The sequence below is a fragment of the Streptomyces scopuliridis RB72 genome (genome assembly GCF_000718095.1).
Lineage (GTDB): Bacteria > Actinomycetota > Actinomycetes > Streptomycetales > Streptomycetaceae > Streptomyces > Streptomyces scopuliridis.
This window is the reverse complement of sequence record NZ_JOEI01000051.1, coordinates 1-18704: the sequence shown is the minus strand read 5'-3', so window position 1 is coordinate 18704 and position 18704 is coordinate 1. Positions and strand designations below refer to the sequence as shown.

18 protein-coding genes and 1 riboswitch are annotated in these 18704 nt (G+C 71.8%); of the genes, 9 read left to right on the top strand and 9 right to left on the bottom strand.

The window, feature by feature from the left end; translation table 11 throughout:
• Positions 1-200: 200 nt before the first annotated feature.
• Positions 201-2102 carry an anthranilate synthase family protein gene (locus tag IF11_RS0135775; protein WP_030355984.1) on the bottom strand — a complete coding sequence of 634 codons (1902 nt, stop codon included), beginning with the start codon at positions 2100-2102 and terminating at the stop codon, positions 201-203.
• Between the two features lie 270 nt (positions 2103-2372).
• On the opposite strand from IF11_RS0135775, the gene IF11_RS0135770 reads away from it, so the two are divergent.
• Together IF11_RS0135770 and IF11_RS0135765 are read left to right on the top strand one after the other, a co-directional pair.
• Positions 2373-3725: a class II 3-deoxy-7-phosphoheptulonate synthase gene (locus IF11_RS0135770; RefSeq protein ID WP_030355983.1), complete on the top strand. Its 1353-nt coding sequence runs from the start codon at positions 2373-2375 to the stop codon at positions 3723-3725.
• 161 nt (positions 3726-3886) lie between these two features.
• Positions 3887-4153, top strand: coding sequence for a (2Fe-2S)-binding protein (locus IF11_RS0135765; RefSeq protein ID WP_030355982.1), 267 nt, complete (start codon positions 3887-3889; stop codon positions 4151-4153).
• A 5-nt stretch (positions 4154-4158) separates the two neighbouring features.
• On the opposite strand, the gene bfr is transcribed toward IF11_RS0135765, so the two are convergent.
• Positions 4159-4638 carry a bacterioferritin gene (gene bfr, locus IF11_RS0135760; protein ID WP_030355981.1) on the bottom strand — a complete coding sequence of 160 codons (480 nt, stop codon included), beginning with the start codon at positions 4636-4638 and terminating at the stop codon, positions 4159-4161.
• Between the two features lie 155 nt (positions 4639-4793).
• Here bfr and IF11_RS0135755 point away from each other — a divergent pair, with 155 nt between their 5' ends.
• Positions 4794-5426 (top strand): sulfite oxidase-like oxidoreductase, encoded by a 633-nt coding sequence (locus IF11_RS0135755; RefSeq protein WP_030355980.1) that lies wholly within the window; start codon positions 4794-4796, stop codon positions 5424-5426.
• A 2-nt stretch (positions 5427-5428) separates the two neighbouring features.
• Here IF11_RS0135755 and IF11_RS0135750 read toward each other — a convergent pair whose 3' ends face one another.
• The 5 genes from IF11_RS0135750 to thiO all read right to left on the bottom strand — a co-directional run bounded on the left by IF11_RS0135750 (position 5429) and on the right by thiO (position 11131).
• Complete coding sequence (locus tag IF11_RS0135750) at positions 5429-6283, bottom strand: deoxyribonuclease IV (RefSeq protein WP_030355979.1); 855 nt, start codon at positions 6281-6283, stop codon at positions 5429-5431.
• A gap of 5 nt (positions 6284-6288) precedes the next feature.
• On the bottom strand, positions 6289-8208 hold the full coding sequence (pknB, locus tag IF11_RS0135745) for a Stk1 family PASTA domain-containing Ser/Thr kinase (RefSeq protein ID WP_030355978.1): 1920 nt from the start codon (positions 8206-8208) through the stop codon (positions 6289-6291).
• Between the two features lie 716 nt (positions 8209-8924).
• Positions 8925-9722 carry a thiazole synthase gene (locus tag IF11_RS0135740; protein ID WP_030355977.1) on the bottom strand — a complete coding sequence of 266 codons (798 nt, stop codon included), beginning with the start codon at positions 9720-9722 and terminating at the stop codon, positions 8925-8927.
• 3 nt (positions 9723-9725) lie between these two features.
• Positions 9726-9926, bottom strand: coding sequence for a sulfur carrier protein ThiS (gene thiS / locus IF11_RS0135735; protein ID WP_030355976.1), 201 nt, complete (start codon positions 9924-9926; stop codon positions 9726-9728).
• A complete protein-coding gene (gene thiO / locus IF11_RS0135730) occupies positions 9923-11131 on the bottom strand; it encodes a glycine oxidase ThiO (RefSeq protein ID WP_037729394.1) in 1209 nt (402 codons plus the stop codon). Before thiO ends, thiS begins: the two co-directional genes overlap by 4 nt.
• Positions 11129-11242, bottom strand: a riboswitch (TPP riboswitch). Its footprint overlaps the gene before it by 3 nt.
• Before the next feature lie 50 nt (positions 11243-11292).
• On the opposite strand from thiO, the gene IF11_RS0135725 reads away from it, so the two are divergent.
• From IF11_RS0135725 to IF11_RS0135700, 6 genes are all read left to right on the top strand, one after another.
• Positions 11293-11652: an avidin-fold protein gene (locus IF11_RS0135725; RefSeq protein ID WP_030355974.1), complete on the top strand. Its 360-nt coding sequence runs from the start codon at positions 11293-11295 to the stop codon at positions 11650-11652.
• Positions 11653-11750: 98 nt separating this feature from the next.
• Positions 11751-12914 carry an NAD(P)/FAD-dependent oxidoreductase gene (locus IF11_RS0135720; RefSeq protein WP_106979329.1) on the top strand — a complete coding sequence of 388 codons (1164 nt, stop codon included), beginning with the start codon at positions 11751-11753 and terminating at the stop codon, positions 12912-12914.
• Positions 12915-13005: 91 nt separating this feature from the next.
• Entirely contained in the window at positions 13006-13371 is a 366-nt protein-coding gene (locus tag IF11_RS0135715) for an Rv2175c family DNA-binding protein (protein ID WP_030355972.1), read from the top strand.
• Between the two features lie 95 nt (positions 13372-13466).
• A complete protein-coding gene (thiE, locus tag IF11_RS0135710; RefSeq protein WP_037729391.1) occupies positions 13467-14132 on the top strand; it encodes a thiamine phosphate synthase in 666 nt (221 codons plus the stop codon).
• Positions 14133-14260: 128 nt separating this feature from the next.
• Positions 14261-15178: a methylenetetrahydrofolate reductase [NAD(P)H] gene (gene metF, locus IF11_RS0135705; RefSeq protein WP_078491100.1), complete on the top strand. Its 918-nt coding sequence runs from the start codon at positions 14261-14263 to the stop codon at positions 15176-15178.
• 51 nt (positions 15179-15229) lie between these two features.
• On the top strand, positions 15230-16180 hold the full coding sequence (locus IF11_RS0135700) for a chromosomal replication initiator protein DnaA (protein WP_030355969.1): 951 nt from the start codon (positions 15230-15232) through the stop codon (positions 16178-16180).
• 82 nt (positions 16181-16262) lie between these two features.
• Here the strand turns inward: IF11_RS0135700 and IF11_RS0135695 are convergent, their stop codons facing one another.
• Together IF11_RS0135695 and IF11_RS0135690 are read right to left on the bottom strand one after the other, a co-directional pair.
• Positions 16263-17768 (bottom strand): phytoene desaturase family protein, encoded by a 1506-nt coding sequence (locus IF11_RS0135695; RefSeq protein WP_030355968.1) that lies wholly within the window; start codon positions 17766-17768, stop codon positions 16263-16265.
• Positions 17769-17778: 10 nt separating this feature from the next.
• Positions 17779-18390, bottom strand: a complete 612-nt coding sequence (locus IF11_RS0135690) for a DUF4126 domain-containing protein (RefSeq protein ID WP_030355967.1) — start codon at positions 18388-18390, stop codon at positions 17779-17781.
• Positions 18391-18704 lie beyond the last annotated feature (314 nt).

Below are 18704 nucleotides of genomic sequence, written 5' to 3'. Positions count from 1 at the left end.
CGGAGGAGGTGCGTGTCCGGACGTAAAGCGTCGCAGCTCGCGCGAAGCGCGGTGAGGAAAGCAGTCCGGACACGCACCTCCGGAGGCCCCGGCACCCGCCACCAGACACCGCGCCCCGCACCACAACGCACCCCGCACCCCCGCCGGACGGCGCACCGCACCCCGCGCAACGCCCCCCGCCGGACGGCGCACCGTACGACTCAGCCCGCGTCCACGACCCCCCGCCGGAAGGCGCCCAGCAGCCCCGCCACCACCCCCGCCCCATTCAGCGTCAGCACCGACTCCGGATGGAACTGCACCGACGCGAACCCGTCGCCCCTCAGCCCGTACACCTCTCCGCTGTCCCCGTCCCGGCTCACCTCCACCCCATGCGCCGCCAACTCCCCCACCGCCGCGTCATCGCACCGCGCGGTGAAGCTGTTGTAGAAGCCGACCGTCTCCTCCCGCCCGAACAGGTCGATTCTGGTCTGCGCGCCCTGGTACGGCACCCGCTTGCGTACCGTCTCCAGGCCCAGCTCGGCCGCGATCAGCTCATGCCCGAGGCAGACCCCGAGCAGCCCGTGCCGCCGGTCACGGAGCAGTCCCGCCGCCAGCCCGCGCAGCACCCGCATCTTCGGGTCGGCCGTGTCCGTCGGGTCGCCGGGGCCGGGCCCCAGCACCACCGGACCCTCGTGCGACAGCACATCCCTCCGCAGATCCGGCTCGTCGTAGCGCCGCACCGTCACCTCCAGACCCGACGACCGCAGCACATGCGCCAGCATCGCGGTGAACGTGTCCTCGCCGTCGACGACCAGCGCGTGCCCGGTGAGCGTCGCGGACGCGGTCCGCATCTTCAGCCAGAACGGCGCGAGGTCCGCGCGCCGCGCGTCCAGGGCGGCGCGGACCCTCGGGTCGTCGGCGAGCCGGGGCCGCGCGGACTCGTCGCGCGGCCGGCCCGGCCGTACCCCCAGCGCCGCCAGCACCCCCGCCGCCTTGGCGTGGGTCTCGGCGACCTCGCTCTCCGGGCGCGAATGACGTACGAGCGTCGCCCCGACCGGCACCCGCAGCCCGCCGTCGCGGTCGATGTCGGCGGTACGGATCAGGATGGGGGAGTCGAGGGTCTGCGCCCCGCCGGCGTCCCGCCCGATGAGCGCGAGCGCGCCCCCGTAGTAGCCGCGCCCGCCGGCCTCATGGCGTTCGATGACCCGGCAGGCGTTCTGCACCGGCGAGCCGGTGACCGTCGCCGCGAACATCGTCTCCTTCAGCACCTCGCGCACATCGAGCGACGAACGGCCGCGCAACTCGTACTCCGTGTGCGCGAGATGGGCCATCTCCTTGAGCCGGGGGCCGATCACCACCCCGCCCCGGTCGCCGACGGTGCACATCATCTTCAGTTCCTCGTCGACGACCATGGAGAGCTCCTCCGTCTCCTTGCGGTCGCCCAGGAACTCCAGCAGCGCTTCCGGGGTCGGGCCCTCCGGCGGATAGCGGAAGGTCCCGCTGATCGGGTTCATCACGACGGTGCCGCCGCTCATCCGGACATGGACCTCCGGACTGGCGCCGACCAGGGTGCGGTCGCCGGTGTGGACGAGGAACGTCCAGTACGCGCCGCGCTCACCGGTGAGCAGCCGCCGGAAGAGCGCGAGGGCGTCGGCCCGCCCGAAGCCGGGGACCCGGCCCTCGAAGGTCCGCCGGATGACGAAGTTCGCGCCCTCGCCCCGGCCGATCTCGTCCTCGATCACCCGCCGTACGATCTCCGCGTACCGCTCGTCGTCGATGTCGAACGCGCCGTCCTCGACCCGTACGTCATGGGCGGGCAGCCCGGCGAGGAGATCACCGAGCGGCAGTTCGTACGTCTCGTCCGCGACCAGCACGGCCAGCGGGGTCCCGTCGTCCCGTACGTCGAAGCCGCGCTCCCTGATCTGCCGGAACGGCACGAGCGCGAGCGAGGGCCCGGCGCCGTCCGGCAGTTCGGCCAGCCGGTCGGCCTCGTGTACGGATCCGATCAGCAGCTCCACGACGCCGTGGTCCCGGCCGGGTGTGCGGCGGCGGAGCAGGGCGAAGGGCGGGCAGTCGTCGTCCAGGAGCCGTGCGACGAGCGTCCGCGGTGTTGCGTTGGGCATCGGCGGTGTTCCTTCCGGGTGGGGGAGGAACGGCCCGCGTCTCCGGTCCGAAGCCCGGACCCGGAAAACACTGAAGGCCGCCCCTCGGGCGGCCTTCGCGATTCGTGGTGCGCGCGTGAATCAGTGGGCCGCCGAGCGAGCGGTCCACCACCAGGTCTGATTCGAATGCGCGAACATGGGCGGCAACATAGCACCCCTCTCCGCGATCCGCCCGTTCCACACTGTGAGCGCCGCCTGTACCACTGCCCGCGACCACGTAATCTGGAGCGCGTGACAGTGAACGCTGAGAACCCCGCGGCCCATGTGCCCTCCTGGCAAGATCTTCCCGCTGCCCAGCAGCCGGAGTATCCGGACCAGGAAGCCCTGCGCGAGGTCGTGGCCGAGCTGGGGACCTATCCTCCGCTCGTCTTCGCGGGGGAGTGCGACCAGCTGCGCGCCCGGATGGGGGCCGTCGCCAAGGGCGAGGCGTTCCTGCTCCAGGGCGGCGACTGCGCCGAGGCGTTCGACGCCGTCTCCGCGGATCACATCCGCAGCAAGCTGAAGACGCTCCTTCAGATGGGCGCCGTCCTCACCTACGCGGCGTCCGTGCCGGTGGTGAAGGTCGGCCGGATCGCCGGGCAGTACTCGAAGCCGCGCTCCAAGAGCACCGAGACCCGCGACGGCGTGACGCTGCCGACGTACCGCGGTGACTCCGTCAACGGTTTTGACTTCAACGAGAAGGCCCGGATCCCGGACCCCGAGCGGCTCAAGCGGATGTACCACGCGTCCGCCGCCACGCTCAATCTGGTCCGCGCCTTCACCACCGGCGGCTACGCCGATCTGCGCCAGGTGCACGCCTGGAACCAGGACTTCGTGAAGTCGTCCCCGTCGGGCCAGCGTTACGAGCAGCTCGCCCGCGAGATCGACAACGCGCTGAACTTCATGAAGGCCGCGGGCACCGACCCGGCGGAGTTCCGCACGGTCGAGTTCTTCTCCTCGCACGAGGCGCTGCTGCTGGATTACGAGTCGGCGCTGACCCGGATCGACTCCCGTACGGGCCGGCTGTACGACGTCTCCGGCCACATGGTCTGGATCGGTGAGCGCACCCGCCAGCTGGACGGCGCGCACATCGAGTTCGCCTCGAAGATCAACAACCCGATCGGGATCAAGCTCGGCCCGACGACGACGGTCGACGAGGCGCTCACCTACATCGACCGCCTCGACCCCGACCGCGAGCCGGGCCGGCTGACCTTCATCGTCCGGATGGGCGCCGACAAGGTCAGGGACAAGCTCCCCGAGCTGGTCGAGAAGGTCACGGCCTCCGGGGCCACGGTGGCGTGGGTGACCGACCCGATGCACGGCAACACTTTCGAGGCGGCCTCCGGCCACAAGACCCGCCGCTTCGACGATGTGCTCGACGAGGTCAAGGGCTTCTTCGAGGTCCACAAGGGCCTCGGCACGCACCCGGGCGGTATCCATGTGGAGCTGACCGGCGACGATGTCACCGAGTGCGTGGGCGGCGGCGACGAGATCTTCGTCGACGATCTGCACCAGCGCTACGAGACGGCCTGCGACCCGCGGCTCAACCGCAGCCAGTCGCTCGACCTGGCCTTCCTGGTCGCCGAGATGTACCGCGACCAGTAGGAACGCCCGAGCGGGCCGGAACGCCACGATGGGGCACGGATCGATGTGATCCGTGCCCCATCGGTGCTTCCCGGACTTTTGTGTGGCCGGGGTGGCGGGTAAGGTTAGGTTAGCCTCACCGGGAATACGGGGTGGCCTGGCTCCAGCGAACCCTTCGGGAGGTGAACCGCGTGTACGTCTGCTCCTGCTTCGGCATCACCGAAACACAGGTGAGGGAACACGCGGCCGCCGGGGCGTGCACCCCCCGCCAGATAGCGTCGGCCAGCAAGGCCGGCACCGACTGCGGTTCGTGCGTACGCCGTATCCAGTCCCTTCTCGGCCGAGGCGGCTGCCCGCGCCGCGAGCTGCTCGACCAGGGCGCCCCCGCGCTCGCGGAGTTCGACGTACCGGAGAGTGCGGTCCCGCCCGCCCTCCGAAAAGCCGCCTAGGCGACCTAGCTGTCGGGCTGCTTGATCTGCTGGGAGATATAGAGCGGCTCACCGAGCTTCTCGATCAGCTCCAGCTGGGTGTCGAGATAGTCGATATGGTGCTCCTCGTCCTTGAGGATCGATTCGAAGATCCCCTTCGAGGTGTGGTCGGCCTTGTTCCGCATGACTTCGATTCCGCGCTTCAGCCGGTCGATGGCCTCGACCTCGACCTCCCGGTCCGCCAGGAACATCTCGGTCACCGTCTGCCCGACCCGCACATGGAAAAGCCGCTGGTAGTTCGGCAGCCCCTCCAGAAAAAGCAGCCGGTCGGTGAGCAGCTCCGCGTGCCTCATCTCGTCGAACGACTCGGCCCGGGTGTATTTCGCGAGCTTGGTCCACCCGTTGTTCTCCTGCATTTTGCTGTGCAGGAAATATTGATTGATGGCGGTCAGTTCGGCGGTCAGCTGCTCATTGAGGAATTCGATGACCTCGGGGTCGCCCTGCATCGCAGAGGCTCCTTCCAGGCGTGTGACGGGGCAGAATGCGCGCATCCTCGCACCGTCACCAGGGGCCGTCCAGTAAGTGCATGCTTAGTATGAGTTGCCCGATTGATTCCGCACCTGGTCATGACCACCCCTCGCGGTCTGTCACCATGGAAGGCATGGGTCAGCCGGAAAGCCGGGAACGTCAAGAGCCGGAACAGTCCGAGCTACCACCGGGGCAGCGTCTGCAGCGCGGCTGGCCGGTGACCCACTACGGGCCCGTACCGAAATTCCGGCAGGAACGCTGGGAGTTCCGGGTCTTCGGAGCCACCGCCGACGGCGACAAGCACTGCTGGAACCACGAGGAGTTCTCGGCGCTGCCGTTCTCCACGGTCGTGGGCGATCTGCACTGCGTCACGAAGTTCAGCATGGTGGGGGCCGAATGGGGCGGCGTCCCCGCCCGTACGGTCGTGGAACTCGCGCCGCCCGCGCCGGGTGTCACCCATGTCATGGTCTGGGCCGAGTACGGCTTCAGCTCGAATCTGCGCCTCGCCGACTTTCTCTCGGACCGCACGATATTCGCCACCCACAAGGACGGTGAACTGCTCACCGCCGAGCACGGCTTCCCCGTACGGCTCGTCGTACCGCATCTGTACGCCTGGAAGGGGCCCAAGTGGGTCCGGGGCGTGGAGTACATGACCGCCGACCGCCGCGGTTTCTGGGAGGAGCGCGGCTATCACAATGTCGGCGACCCCTGGGCCGAGCAGCGCTACTCCTACCAGGAGGTCCCGGGCGACGGCCCGGAGCTGTAGCCTCAGCCGTCGCGCAGCTTCTTCAACCGCGCCACATCCGCCGCGTGGCCCTCTTTGCCGCCCGGGGTCTCGATCACCAGCGGAACGTTCTCGGTCGCCGGATGCGAGAACAGCTCACGGAACGGCTCCTCGCCGATGTGTCCCGCGCCAATGTTCTCGTGACGGTCCTTGTGCGCGCCCGCCACATCCTTGGAGTCATTGGCGTGGATCAGCTTGAGCCGCCCCTCGCCGACCGTGTCCACCAGCAGATCCAGCGTCTGCCGCATCCCGTGCGGTCCCGCCAGATCGTGCCCGGCCGCGAAGATATGGCAGGTGTCCAGGCAGATGCCGAGCTTGGGGTGGGCGTCGAGCGCCTCGAAGTACGGGCCGAAGTCCCAGGTCCTTGAGCAGAGCGAGAAGCCCTGTCCCGCGGTCGACTCCAGCAGCAGGAACGGATCGTCGTCATGGGTCAGCTCGTCGAGAAGCGGCAGCATCCGCTCCCGTACCTGCGCGAGCGCCACCTCGCGGGGCCGCCCGCCGGTCGCCGAGCCCGTATGCACCACCACGCCCAGCGCGCCGATCTCCCGGCCCCGGCGCAGGCTGTGCCGCAGGGACTCCACCGACTTCTCGGCGGTCGCCTCCGTGTGCGAACCGAAGTTGATCAGATACGGCGCGTGCACATACGCCGGGATCTCCTCCGCCGCGCACCGCGCGCGGAACTGCTCGTCCTGCGCCGGATTGCCCGGGGGCGTCGCCCAGCCGCGCGGATTGGCCGCGAAGACCTGGACGGTCTCGGCGGCCAGCTCACGTGCGTAGGCCAGGCCGGTCGAGGCGAGGCCGCCGGCCACGGGGACATGGCCGCCGACAGGGTTGCGCATAGCTCCTAGAGCCCCTTGGTCGTGATGGTGATGGTGCTGCCCTCGGGGGCCTCCTGGCCGCCCTCGACCGACTGCTTGTCCACGGTGTCCCCCAGGAACGGGAAGCCCCGGTCCACGGTCACCTTGAAGCCGGCATCCTCCAGCAGCTGCCTGGCCTCATCGGTCTTCTTGCCGGTCACATCGGGTACGGAGATCATCCGCGGGCCCTTGGAGACCGTCAGCGTGACCGTATCGCCCCGGGCGAGCCGGGCGCCCCCGGCCGCGGACTGCCGGGCCACCGACCCCGCGTCCTCGGGGGCGTTCACGCGCTCGGCCGCGACCTTCACCTTGAGGCCTTTGTCCTCCAGCTCGGCGGTGGCGTCCTGAACGGACTGGCCGGTCACATCGGGAACGTCGACCGGGCTGCCCTTGCTCACCACGAGCGCGACCCCGGAATCGGGCCGTACCTCGCTCCCGGCCGCCGGGGTCGAACCGATCACGGTGCCCTGCGGGATGCCCTCGCTGAACTCCCGCGTGACGACCCCGGCCGCCAGACCCACCTTCTTCAGCGCCCGCCGGGCCTCGCCCAGCGGCATGCTCTCCAGATCCGGGACCTTCACGATCTGCGGGCCGCGCGAGATCACGACCGTCACCGAGCCATTGCCGCGGATACGCGCGCGGGGCGCGGGGTCGCTGCCCATGACCGTGCCGCGGTCGAAGGACTCGCTGAAGTCCCTGGTGACCTTCACCTCCAGCCCCGCGTCGGAGAGCCGCTTCCTGGCCTCCTGCTCGCTCTGGCCGAGCAGCGAGGGGACGCGCGTGAACTGCCCGGAATTGATGTACCAGACACCCGTACCGACACCGAGCACCAGCAGCACGGCGACCACCGCCGCGACGACGCCCCGGCGGGGCATGACCGGGCGGCGGCCCGTCGGGCGGTCGGACGGGGGCGCCATCTCCAGCCGGCTGGTGCGGTTCGGTGCCTCGTCCTCCAACGGCTCGACCGGCCGGATGCGCGGAATCACCGTCGTACGGTTGTCGGCCCCGGCCCCTTCCTCCGGCTCGGGCCTGGCCCGCGGCGGTACGGCGTCCAGCTGCGCGTCCGTCAGCGCGGCCCGCGCCTCCCTGGCCATCGCGAGCAGCGCCACCGCGTCGGCGGGCCGCACCTCGGGGTTACGCGCGGTCGCCGCCGCGACCAGCTCGTCCAGCTCGACGGCCAGCCCCGGCACGGCGGCCGACGGCGCGGGCACGTCCTCGTTCAGATGCCGGTAGAGCACCTGCGCGGGGGTCTCCCCGCCGTGCGGCTTCGCACCGGTCAGCATCTCGTGGAGGACGACCCCGCAGGCGTACACATCGACGCGGGGGTCGGACGTGCCGTGCTCGATCTGCTCGGGCGCCAGATACGACACCGTGCCGAGGACGGTCCCGGTGGTGTTCGTGACATCGCCCACGGCCCGCACGAGTCCGAAGTCGGCGACCTTGACCCGGCCGTCGTCCCCTATCAGCACGTTCTCCGGCTTCATGTCCCGGTGCACGAACCCCGCGCGGTGCGCGGCCCCCAGCGCGGCCAGCACCGGCTCCAGAATATCCAGCGCGGCCCGCGGCCGCAGCGCCCCGCGCTCCCGCACGACATCGCGCAGCGTGCACCCCGCGACGTACTCCATCGCCAGATAGACGTACGCGCCCTCGGCGCCCTGGTCGAAGACCGCGACGACATTGGGATGCGACAGCCGGGCCACGGACTTGGCCTCACGGATGAAGCGCTCCACGAAGGTGGCGTCGGCGGCGAGGGCGGGGTGCATGACCTTGAGCGCGAGGACCCGGTCGAGCCGGGTGTCGACGGCCCGGTAGACCGTGGCCATACCGCCGACAGCGATCCGCGCGTCTACGCGGTAGCGGCCGTCGAGCACGTGCCCGACGATGGGGTCCTTGAGGGTCGTATCCACGCGCCGAGTCTACGAGCCGCGCGGGCCGGTGGCCGGGGTGCGGTGGTCTTTGGCTCGGGCCGGTGGTCGGGTGCGGGTTGTTGCCGGGTGGCGCGGTTCGCCTCCGGCGGGGGGCGTGGTGCGTTCGTCTGTGGCCTGGGGCCGGTGGTCCGGGTGCGGGTTGTTGCCGGGTGGCGCGGTTTGCCTTCGGCGGGGGCGTGGATTTACGGCGCGCAGCTGGCCTGACGATGGGTTCGGGCGGTCACGCGCCACAAATCACGCTTTAGTGTCCCGGACACGACCCCTGCGCGCCCCCCTTCGCCGCCCGCACAGGCGGCGGGGCCGGGCGCGAGGGCGGGCGGGGAGGCGGCGGCGATCTCCTGCACCCGGCCTCACCAGGGCAGTGAGTGGCGGGGCCCGCCCGGGGGGAGGGGGTCGGGGTCGGAGGAGGTGCGTGTCCGGACGTAAAGCGTCGCAGCTCGCGCGAAGCGCGGTGAGGAAAGCAGTCCGGACACGCCCCTCCGGAGACCCCGGCACCCGCACCACCCACCGCGACCCGCACCACAACGCACCCCGCACCCCGCGCCCGGCACCCCCGCCGGACGGCGCACCGCCCCGGCACCCGGCACCACGACCACGCACCCGCACCCCCGCCGGACGGCGCACCGCCCCGGCCCCCGGCCCACGACGACGCGACCGCAACCCGCACCACGCCCCCCGCCGGACGGCGCACCGCCTTAGGGGAACGCCGGTCTCTCCGGGTCCAGCGACGCCACCCCCTCCACCGGCGACGACGCCCGAGCGAACCGCCGCCGCGGCATCCGTCCCGCCCGCCACGCCAGCCGCCCCGCCGACACCGCGTACCGCATCGCCTCCGCCATCAGCACCGGCTCCCGCGCCCGCGTCACCGCCGACGCCAGCATCACCGCCGCGCACCCCAGCTCCATCGCCTGCGCCGCGTCCGACGCCGTACCCGCGCCCGCGTCCAGGATCACCGGCACCCCCGCCCGCTCCACGATCAGCTCGAAGTTGTGCGGATTGCGGATGCCGAGCCCGGAGCCGATCGGCGAGCCCAGCGGCATGATCGCCGCGCACCCCACGTCCTCCAGCTTCGCGGCGAGCACGGGATCGTCGTTGGTGTACGGCAGGACCGTGAAGCCGTCGTCGACGAGGGTCTCCGCCGCGTCGAGCAGCTCGATGGGGTCGGGCAGCAGCGTGCGCTCGTCGGCGACCACCTCCAGCTTGATCCAGTCCGTACCGAGCGCCTCGCGGGCGAGACGCGCCGTGAGCACCGCCTCGCCTGCCGTGAAACAGCCCGCCGTGTTGGGCAGCGCGCGGATGCCGAGCGAGTCGAGTACGGACAGGACCGAGCCGTGCACCGTGGGGTCGAGGCGGCGCATCGCGACCGTGGTGAGTTCGGTGCCGGAGGCGATCAGGGACCGTTCCAGCACGTCGAGGCTGGGCGCGCCGCCCGTACCCATGATCAGCCGGGACGCGAACGTGGTGGAGCCGATGGTCAGCGGATCGTCGGCCATGGTTCAGCCCCCCTGGACCGCGGTGAGGACCTCGACGCGGTCGCCGTCGCTGAGTGGTGTGCCGGACCAGCGGGTGCGCGGGACCACCGTCTCGTTGACGGCCGCGGCGACCCCCGAGGGCGCGGGGGTGAGCGTGGCGACCACGACGTCGAGGGTGGTGGCGGGCGCGAGCTCGCGGGGCTCGCCGTTGACGGAGATGTTCATACGGTCTGCTCCTGACGGATGGACGCGACGGCCGCGGCGGGCGAGAGGCGTGAGGAGAAACGCGACGGGGAGAAGGCGCGGGCCTCCGGGGGCAGTTCACCGGTCGTCAGCACCGCGGCCATCGCGTCGCCGGTGACGGGCGTGAGCAGCACCCCGTTGCGGTAGTGGCCGGTGGCGAGGGACAGCCCCGGCAGCGCGGTGGGCCCGAGCAGCGGCGCGTTGTCCGGTGAGCCGGGGCGCAGCCCGGCGAGAGTGTCGGTGAGCGGCAGTTCCGTGATGCCGGGGACGAGTTCGTGCGCGTCCCGCAGCAGTTCGTACACCCCGCCCGCCGTGACCGTGGTGTCCCAGCCGAGTTCCTCGCTGGTGGCGCCGACGACCAGTTCGCCGTTCTCGCGCGGCACCAGATAGACCTGGCTTCCGCGCACCACGGCCCGTACCGTCCTGGAGAGGAACGGCGCGTACGTACGGGGCACGGCCAGCCGCAGGACCTGGCCCTTGACGGGCCGTACCGGCGGCAGGACATCGGCCGGTACGCCCCCGAGCCGGCCGCTGAGGCTGCCGCCCGCCAGTACCACCTGGTCCGCGGTGAGCGCGCGGCCGTCGGCCAGGACGGCGCCGGCGGCCCGGTCGCGTACGACGGAGAGCCGGTCGGCATGGGCGCGGTGGAAGACCACCCCGGCCCGCTCGCACGCGGTCAGCAGGGCCGCCGCCAGCCGGCGGGGATCGATCTGGTGGTCGCCGTCGACGCGCAGACCACCGCGCACGCCCGGCGCGAGCATCGGTTCCAGGCGCCGGCACTCACGGCCCGTGAGCCACTGGGACGTCAGCCCCGAGCGCTGCTGGAGGGCGTGCAGTTCGCGCAACTGCGCGCGGTCGTCGGTGTCGAGGGCGACGGCGAGGGTGCCGCAGGCGCGATAGCCGGTGTCCTGCCCGCTCGCCGCCTCCAGTTCGGCGACGAAGCCGGGGTAGCGCGCGGCGGAGGCCAGGTTGAGGCCGAGCAATGTCTCCTCGCCGTAGTGGAGTTCGGTGACGGCCGCGAGCATCCCCGCCGCGACCCGCGCCGCGCCGCCGCCCGGATCGGGGTCGGTGACGGCGGTACGCAGCCCGCGCTGCGCCGCACGCCAGGCGGTGACCAGGCCGATGATCCCGCCCCCGATGACGAGGACGTCGGAGCCCGTACCGGTTCCTTCATGGGGTGACTGCATGGGCGTCCAGCCCCTCCCTTCGCCGGCATGACCCGGATCAGGTTCGTACGGTCGGAGGCCGCCTCAGCCTCCCTCTCAGCCCGGTGCGTCCGGACTCCCGCGAGGTAGTGTCGAAAGCCAGACTAACGCCCTGTCCCGCGCGCTGTAAGGGAGCGATCACCGTGGCCCGTTCACTGGACGGACTCGTCCTTTCCCCGGTCGCCGACCAGGCGCCGGGGCAGGTGGGCACCCGCACCCGCTTCGTCTACCACGAGGAGGACGGCCTGATCCGCGCCGAGTACGAGGGCGGTGACGTGGTCCGCGGATATCTCGTCGGGACGCGCGAGGGCGACCGGCTGGACTTCCGGTACGTACAGCTGAAGCGGGACGGCGCGACCTCGTCCGGGCACTGCGTCTCCATCGTGGCCGACCTTCCCGACGGCCGGGTGCGGCTGGAGGAGACCTGGGAGTGGGAGTCCCAGGAGGGCAGTGGAACGAGCGTGGTGGAACAGCTTCCGGCCGACGTTCCGTCAGCTGTCTGAGGCGGGCTGTCTAAGGTGATCGGGTGAGCGAGCGACAGCAGGGACAGCAGGAGCCCGAATCGGCCGGGCAGCCGCGGGTGGTCGTCGTCGGCGCGGGCATGGCGGGGGTGCAGACCGCGGTGGCCCTGCGGGAGAAGGGCTTCGGCGGCCCGGTCACCGTGCTCGGCGCCGAGCCGCATCCGCCGTACGACCGGCCCCCGCTCTCCAAGGCGCTCCTGCTGGGCACGGCGGAAAGCTCGGCCTTCGACATCGACTTCGCGACGCTGTCCGTCCGGCTCCGGCTGGGCCTCGATGTGACCGGACTGCGCCCCGGCGCACGGGAACTGGACACCGCGCGCGGGCCCGTCCCGTACGACGTGCTGGTCATCGCGACCGGCGCGGAACCGATCACGCTGCCGGGCACCGAGTCGCTGCCCGCGGTCCATCTGCTGCGCACGCTGGACGACGCGGAGCGGCTGCGTCCCGTGCTCGGCCGCCGGCAGCGGGTCGTGGTCGTCGGCGCCGGGTGGATCGGCGCGGAGTTCACCACGGCCGCCCGGGAGGCGGGCTGCGCCGTGACGGTCGTCGAGGCGGCCGGCCGGCCGCTCGCGGGCGTGCTGCCCGCCGAGGTCGCCGCTCCCATGACCGGCTGGTACGCGGAGTGCGGGGCCGACCTGCTGACGGACGCCCGGGTGGCCGGGGTCGAACCGGGCGCGGTGATCCTCGCGGACGGCCGGCGGCTGGCCGCCGACGCGGTGGTCGTGGGCATCGGCGCGCGGCCCGCGACGGGCTGGCTGGCCGGATCGGGGATCGAGCTGGGCCCGGACGGCGCCATCGTGGCGGACGAGCGGCTGCGGACCTCGCTGCCGGAGGTGTACGCGGTCGGCGACTGCGCCTCGTTCCCCTCGGCCCGTTACGGAGAGCGACTGCTCGTACATCACTGGGACAACGCGCTCCAGGGGCCGCGCACGGTCGCCGCGCAGGTGGTCGGCGAGACCGACGAGGTCTACGACCCCGTGCCGTACTTCTGGTCCGAGCAGTTCGGCCGCTTCGTGCAGTACGCGGGCCATCACGCGGACGGCGACACCCTGGTGTGGCGCGGCGATCCGGCCGAGAGCGCCTGGTCGGTGGTGTGGCTGCGGGACGGGGCGCCGACCGCGCTGCTGGCCGTCGACAGGCCCCGGGATCTGGCCCAGGGACGCAAGCTGATCGAGGCGGGCGCGCGGCTGGACCCGGAGCGGACCGCGGACCCGTCCGTACCGCTGCGCAAGGCCGTGCTCTGATCCCGGCCGGGATCCCGGCGCCGCCGGGGTCCCGGCCCGATTGGGGCTCCTCGGCTACCGTCTGTCAGTCCGGGATGGCACGCTTGTCCTTGTGACCGAGATTGACGCAAAGATCGATGCTCTCGTCCCCGCCTGGCTTCACCTGCCGGACATCGCGGAAATGCTCGATGTCGAGGTGACGCGTGTGCGGCAGCTGGTGAAGGAAGGCCAGCTGATCGCGGTGCGCCGCGGCGAGAACAGGACGCTCCAGGTGCCCGCCGCCTTCATCGACGGCAACAAGGTGGTCAAGGGCCTCGCCGGCACCCTGACGCTCCTGAGGGACGACAGCTTCACCGACGAAGAGATGCTTGAGTGGCTCTTCACCCCCGACCCCAGCCTGCCGGGCACGCCCGCGCAGGCGCTCAGTGAGAATCGCGGCACGGAGGTGAAGCGCCGGGCCCAGGCGCTCGCCGTCTGACATCACCATCCGCGGTGTGCGGTGGCCCCGTACGACCCTCCGGTCGTGCGTCGGCCGCCGTGCACCGCCGACCCAACACCACGGGGGGACTTTCCTTGTCCACGGCTTCCGAGTCCGCGGCTTCCGCGGCGCTGTCCGACGCCCGGCTCTATCTGTGCACGGACGCCCGTAAGCGGCAGGGGGATCTCCCCGAGTTCCTCGACGCCGTGCTGGCGTCGGGCGTGGACATCGTGCAGTTGCGCGACAAGGGCATGGAGGCGGCCGAGGAGCTGGACCACCTCCGGGTCTTCGCGGACGCCTGCCGTCGGCACGGCCGGCTGCTCGCCGTGAACGACCGCGCCGATGTGGCCCATGCCATCGGCTCCGACGTGCTGCATCTGGGACAGGGCGATCTGCCCGTCCCCGCCGCGCGCGCGATCCTCGGGGACGGGCCGCTGATCGGCCGTTCCACCCATGCCGAGGCCGAGGTGGACGCGGCGGTCGCCGAGCCCGGTGTGGACTATTTCTGTACGGGCCCCTGCTGGCCCACCCCCACCAAGCCGGGCCGCCACGCGCCGGGGCTCGGTCTGGTGCGGTACGCCGCGTCCCGCGCCACGGAGCGGCCGTGGTTCGCGATCGGCGGGATCGACGCGGCCAATCTCGACGAGGTGCTGGACGCCGGTGCGCGCAGGGTCGTCGTCGTACGGGCGATCACGGAGGCCGACGACCCGGCGGCGGCCACCGCGGCCCTGGCGAAGCGCGTGCGGGACCGGGCCATGTGACGGCTGTGCGGCGTACGGATGACGGCAGTGTGCCGCGCAGGAACGCGCCGGACAGGACCTAACCGGCAATCCGGTCAAAAGCCCCTCGTCCGGTTGGGGGACCGCCACGCCCTCGATAACCTGCACATATGGCCCTAGGCACAGCTTCGACCAGATCGGATCACGCGCTGACCGTGCGTGATCTGCTCGCGACCGGCAAAACTTCGTTCTCGTTCGAGTTCTGGGCGCCCAAGACGGAGAAGGGCGAGCGGAACCTCTGGAACGCACTGCGCCGGATCGAGGCGGTCGCCCCGAGCTTCGTCTCGGTGACCTATGGCGCGGGCGGCTCCACCCGCGCGGGCACGGTCAGGGCCACCGAGCGGATCGCCGCCGACACCACACTCACACCGGTCGCGCACCTCACGGCCGTCGGCCAGTCCGTCGCCGAACTGCGCAACATGGTCGGGCAGTACGCTGACGCCGGGATCCGCAACATCCTCGCCGTACGCGGCGATCCGCCCGGCGACCCCATGGGCGAGTGGATCAAGCACCCCGACGGTGTGCGCTACGCCGCCGAACTGGTCAGGCTGATCAAGGAGTCCGGGGACTTCTGCGTCGGAGTGGCGGCCTTCCCCGAGATGCATCCGCGCTCCACCGACTGGGACACCGACGTCAGGTACTTCGTGGACAAGTGCCGCGCGGGCGCCGATTACGCGATCACGCAGATGTTCTTCGACCCCGAGGGCTATCTGCGGCTGCGTGACCACGTCGTCGCGGCCGGTTGCGAGACGCCGATCATTCCGGAAATTATGCCGGTCACCAGTGTGAAGATGCTGGAGCGATTGCCGCAGCTCTCCACCGCGGTCTTCCCGCCCGAGCTGAAAGAGCGGATCCTCTCGGTCAAGGAGGATCCCGCCGCTGTACGCTCCATTGGCATCGAGTTCGCGACGGAGTTCTGCGCCGAGCTGCTCTCCGAGGGTGTCCCCGGCTTGCACTTCATCACGCTCAACAACTCCACGGCGACGCTCGAAATCTACGAGAATCTCGGACTGCACGAGCAGTCGTGACCGGCCGTACCCGCCCTGTCCCCGGGCGGTGGGCCCAGGAGAGGGGCGGGCATGGGCTGGACGGTCCTCTACATCGCATTCGGCATCGTGGCCCTGTGGCTGCTCGGTGAGGTGCTGCTCCAGTACAAGGCGCGGCTGCGCTGGCGACTGCTCGCCTTCACCGGGTTCATGGGCGTGGTCCTCGGCGTACTGATCCCCAACATATTCGTCATCGCGCTGGGCGCGATCGCGTTCGCGGTCGGCCAGACGTATGTGACGCTGTCCTTCCGCCGCGGCTTCTCGACGGGCTGGGCGATAGGCGGCAGTCCGGGCGCGAGCCGCCGCCGCAAGGCCGGGAGCGGGCAGGCGGAGGAGCGCGAGCCCGCGCTGGAGGTCTCGAACCTGGAGTATGAGCCGGTGGCGTACGAACCGGCCGCCTACGAGCCGGAGCGGCCGCCCGCGCCGGCCGCCGCGGTGTACGAGCCGGAGCCGCTGCCCGACGACACCGGGCAGTACGGGATATACGACGACGCGGCCCGTGCGGCCCATCAGCCCCAGCAGCCTCACGCGGGCGCGGCGGCCGGCGCCGGCGCGCATGAGTACAGCGGCGGATATGACGCGTATCAGGGGTACGGGCAGCAGCAGCCGGCGGGCCAGGACGGCTACGTACCTCAGGACGCCTACCACTCCGGCCAGGACACGTATCCCGGCCAGGACGTCTACGCGCAGCAGTACGGCTACGACGCCGGACAGCAGCAGTACGCCGCGTACACCGACCCGTACACCGGTTCGGCCAACAGCGGCCAGCAGCACGGCTCGTACGACAGCTTCGGCGGCCAGCAGCAGTACGCCGACCCGTACGGCGGCCAGCAGCAGTACGGCGGCGACACGCCGCCCGGCGGCGTGTGGGTCCCGCAGCAGCGCGAGCGCGACGGGGAGCAGTTTCCGCCGATACCCCAGGAAGAACCACGCCGGCAGGGATACCAGGACCCCGACTACAACGAGCAGCGGTACCGCTACTGATACCGGGCATCACTGACGGAGCGTCAGGAAAGCCCGGTGGGGCGCCTGTTGAGCGAGGGGGCGCGGTGGCGGTGCGCGTGGCTCACCGGGAGCCGCGGAAGTCCGCCCCCTCGACGATCAGTCCGGCGACCAGCGCCCCCGACATCCCGGCGTGCGCGAGCCCGCCGCCCGGATGCGCCCAGCCGCCCGCGCGGTACAGCCCGGACAGCCGGGTGGAGTTCGCCGGAAGCAGCAGCCGGCCCTCGGCCCCGGCCAGCGCGGGCGCCGGTACGGAACCGCCCGCGGCCCCCGTCAGCACCGCCGTGTCGGCCGGGGTACGTACCTCGCGCCACATGAGCCGCTCCGCGATCTCCGGCACGGCCGCCCCGGCAGCCGCCACCAGCACATCGGCGTACCGCTCGCGCAGCGCCGCGTCGGACCAGTCGACCGGGCCGTGCGGGGCCACCGTCGCGGTGAGCGTCACCGCCTCGTGGCCGTCGTCGGGGCGCGTCTCCGCGTCATCGGGCCGTAGCACCGTGACCGTGGGCCGCGCGGCGGTCCGGCCCGCGAAGACCTCGGCCGCCTCGGCGCTTCCGTCGGGGGAGTGCACCACCGTCCGGTGCGCGGCGCCGGGTTCGCGGGCGCCGCGCAGCGCCAGCAGCACCGTGAACCTCCCGGGCGGCAGGGCATCAACGCCCGCAGGCCGTACGTCACCGTCCGCGTCGAGCCGCCCCTCCACGAGAGGGCCGGGCGCGATTCCCGCCACCACATGGCCGGCCTCCGCGACCGTACCGTCCGCCAGCTCGATCCCCGTCGCCGCGCCGTCCTTCTCCACGATCCGGGTCACCTCGGCGCCGAAGACGAACTCCACCCGGCGGGCCAGGCACCGTTCGTACACCGCGCGGGCCAACTCCCGCATGCCGCCGCCGACATACCAGCTGCCGAAGGTCTGCTCCAGATACGGCAGCAGGGCGGCGCTCGCCGGGGCGCGCCGCGGGTCGAGCCCGTACGACAGGGCGTAACCGTCCAACAACGCCGCCAGCCGCGGGTCGGCCAGCTCCCAGGCGCCGATCTCCGCGACCGTCGTGGCCTGCCGGGCGCCGCGGAGCAGCCGTCGCTGCCGTACGGCCGGATACGGATCCCGGCCGAGCACCCGCCAGTCCGCCCACAGCGGCTCCTCCAGCAACGGACGGCGCGAGCGGTCCCAGGCGTCCCTGGCCCGGCCGAGGAACTCCCCCCAGCGCTCTCCGGCGCCCGCGCCCAGCGCCGCGTCCAGGGCGGAGACCACCCCGCCGCGCGACGCGTTGGGCAGCCGTACGTCGGTGCCGTCGGCGAAGACATGCCGGCTCGCCGGATCCACCTGGCCGAGCCGGACGCGGCTCTCCAGCGGCTCCTTGCCCGTCTTGACGAACAGATCACGGTAGACGGCCGGCAGATGCAGCAGACCGGGCCCGGTGTCGAAGACGAACCCGTCCCGCTCGAACCGGCCCACCGAGCCGCCGTACGTCGCCGCGCGTTCGTACACCGTCACCCGCTGACCCGCCACCGCCAGCCGGGCAGCCGCCGCCATGGCGCCCATCCCGGCGCCGATCACCGCAATCCGTGCCATGGCAGCGATTTTAGAACGCCGGTGGAGCGCCGGTCGCCAGGCGTTTCTCCGCGCGACGCCGCGCCCTGCGGCGCAGGAAACCGCGGATCCTGGACGCGAGGAAGGCCACCGTCACGACGCCGAGCAGCAGCAGCGTGCCCGCGATGACGGCGGCGGCGACCGGATGGAAGACGGCGAAGGCGATGATCCCGGCGACGCCCAGATCCTCGGCCGTACTCACGAAGATATTGCTGAACGGCTCGGGGGAGGTGTTGATCGCCATCCGGGCGCCCGCCTTGACCAGATGGCTCACCAGCGCCGTCGAACCGCCCACGGCGCCCGCCGCGACCTCCGGCAGCGAGCCGCTCTGACCGGCCAGCAGCGCGCCGACCACCGCGCCCGACACCGGTCTGATGACGGTGTGCACGGAGTCCCAGACGGAGTCGACGTACGGGATCTTGTCCGCCACCGCGTCACAGAGGAAGAGCGCCGCCGCGACGATCAGTACGTCGGTGCGCTGCAACGACTCGGGCACCTCGTCGCTCAGCCCGGTCGCGCCGAAGACGCCGAACAGCAGTACCACCGCATAGGCGTTGATGCCGCTGGCCCAGCCGCTGGTGAAGATCAGGGGGAGGAGGGACACCGCCCGATCGTATCCAGGCCGCGCCCGCGCTGGGCGGGAGTACGCAGGACTGAGTACCGGTACCTAGTGGGGGAGATGAGTAGGCACGCGGATGGGCCCCGACCTGCGCGGACGGAAGAGTGGGGACCACGGAAGGGGCGCGGCGCCGGCACCGCCGACACGGGGTGGCGGAACGGCGCGGCTCCCCTGCCGTAACGGGGGTGCAGACGGGGAGCCCAGCGACCACGGGGGATCACGGGGGATCACGGGGAAGCGGGGCTCTCCGGCATCACGGGGGAACGGGGTACGGGGGAACGCGCCGGTCCGGTGAGGCT

Bases quoted from the DNA above. Each gene is read 5' to 3' on its own strand.
- IF11_RS0135775 (WP_030355984.1), bottom strand. From the start codon at position 2,102: ATGCCCAACGCAACACCGCGGACGCTCGTCGCACGGCTCCTGGACGAC.
- bfr (WP_030355981.1), bottom strand. From the start codon at position 4,638: ATGCAGGGCGACCCCGAGGTCATCGAATTCCTCAATGAGCAGCTGACC.
- IF11_RS0135755 (WP_030355980.1), top strand. From the start codon at position 4,794: ATGGGTCAGCCGGAAAGCCGGGAACGTCAAGAGCCGGAACAGTCCGAG.
- IF11_RS0135750 (WP_030355979.1), bottom strand. From the start codon at position 6,283: ATGCGCAACCCTGTCGGCGGCCATGTCCCCGTGGCCGGCGGCCTCGCC.
- IF11_RS0135740 (WP_030355977.1), bottom strand. From the start codon at position 9,722: ATGGCCGACGATCCGCTGACCATCGGCTCCACCACGTTCGCGTCCCGG.
- thiS (WP_030355976.1), bottom strand. From the start codon at position 9,926: ATGAACATCTCCGTCAACGGCGAGCCCCGCGAGCTCGCGCCCGCCACC.
- thiO (WP_037729394.1), bottom strand. From the start codon at position 11,131: ATGCAGTCACCCCATGAAGGAACCGGTACGGGCTCCGACGTCCTCGTC.
- IF11_RS0135720 (WP_106979329.1), top strand. From the start codon at position 11,751: ATGGCGGGGGTGCAGACCGCGGTGGCCCTGCGGGAGAAGGGCTTCGGC.
- metF (WP_078491100.1), top strand. From the start codon at position 14,261: ATGGCCCTAGGCACAGCTTCGACCAGATCGGATCACGCGCTGACCGTG.
- IF11_RS0135700 (WP_030355969.1), top strand. From the start codon at position 15,230: ATGGGCTGGACGGTCCTCTACATCGCATTCGGCATCGTGGCCCTGTGG.
- IF11_RS0135695 (WP_030355968.1), bottom strand. From the start codon at position 17,768: ATGGCACGGATTGCGGTGATCGGCGCCGGGATGGGCGCCATGGCGGCG.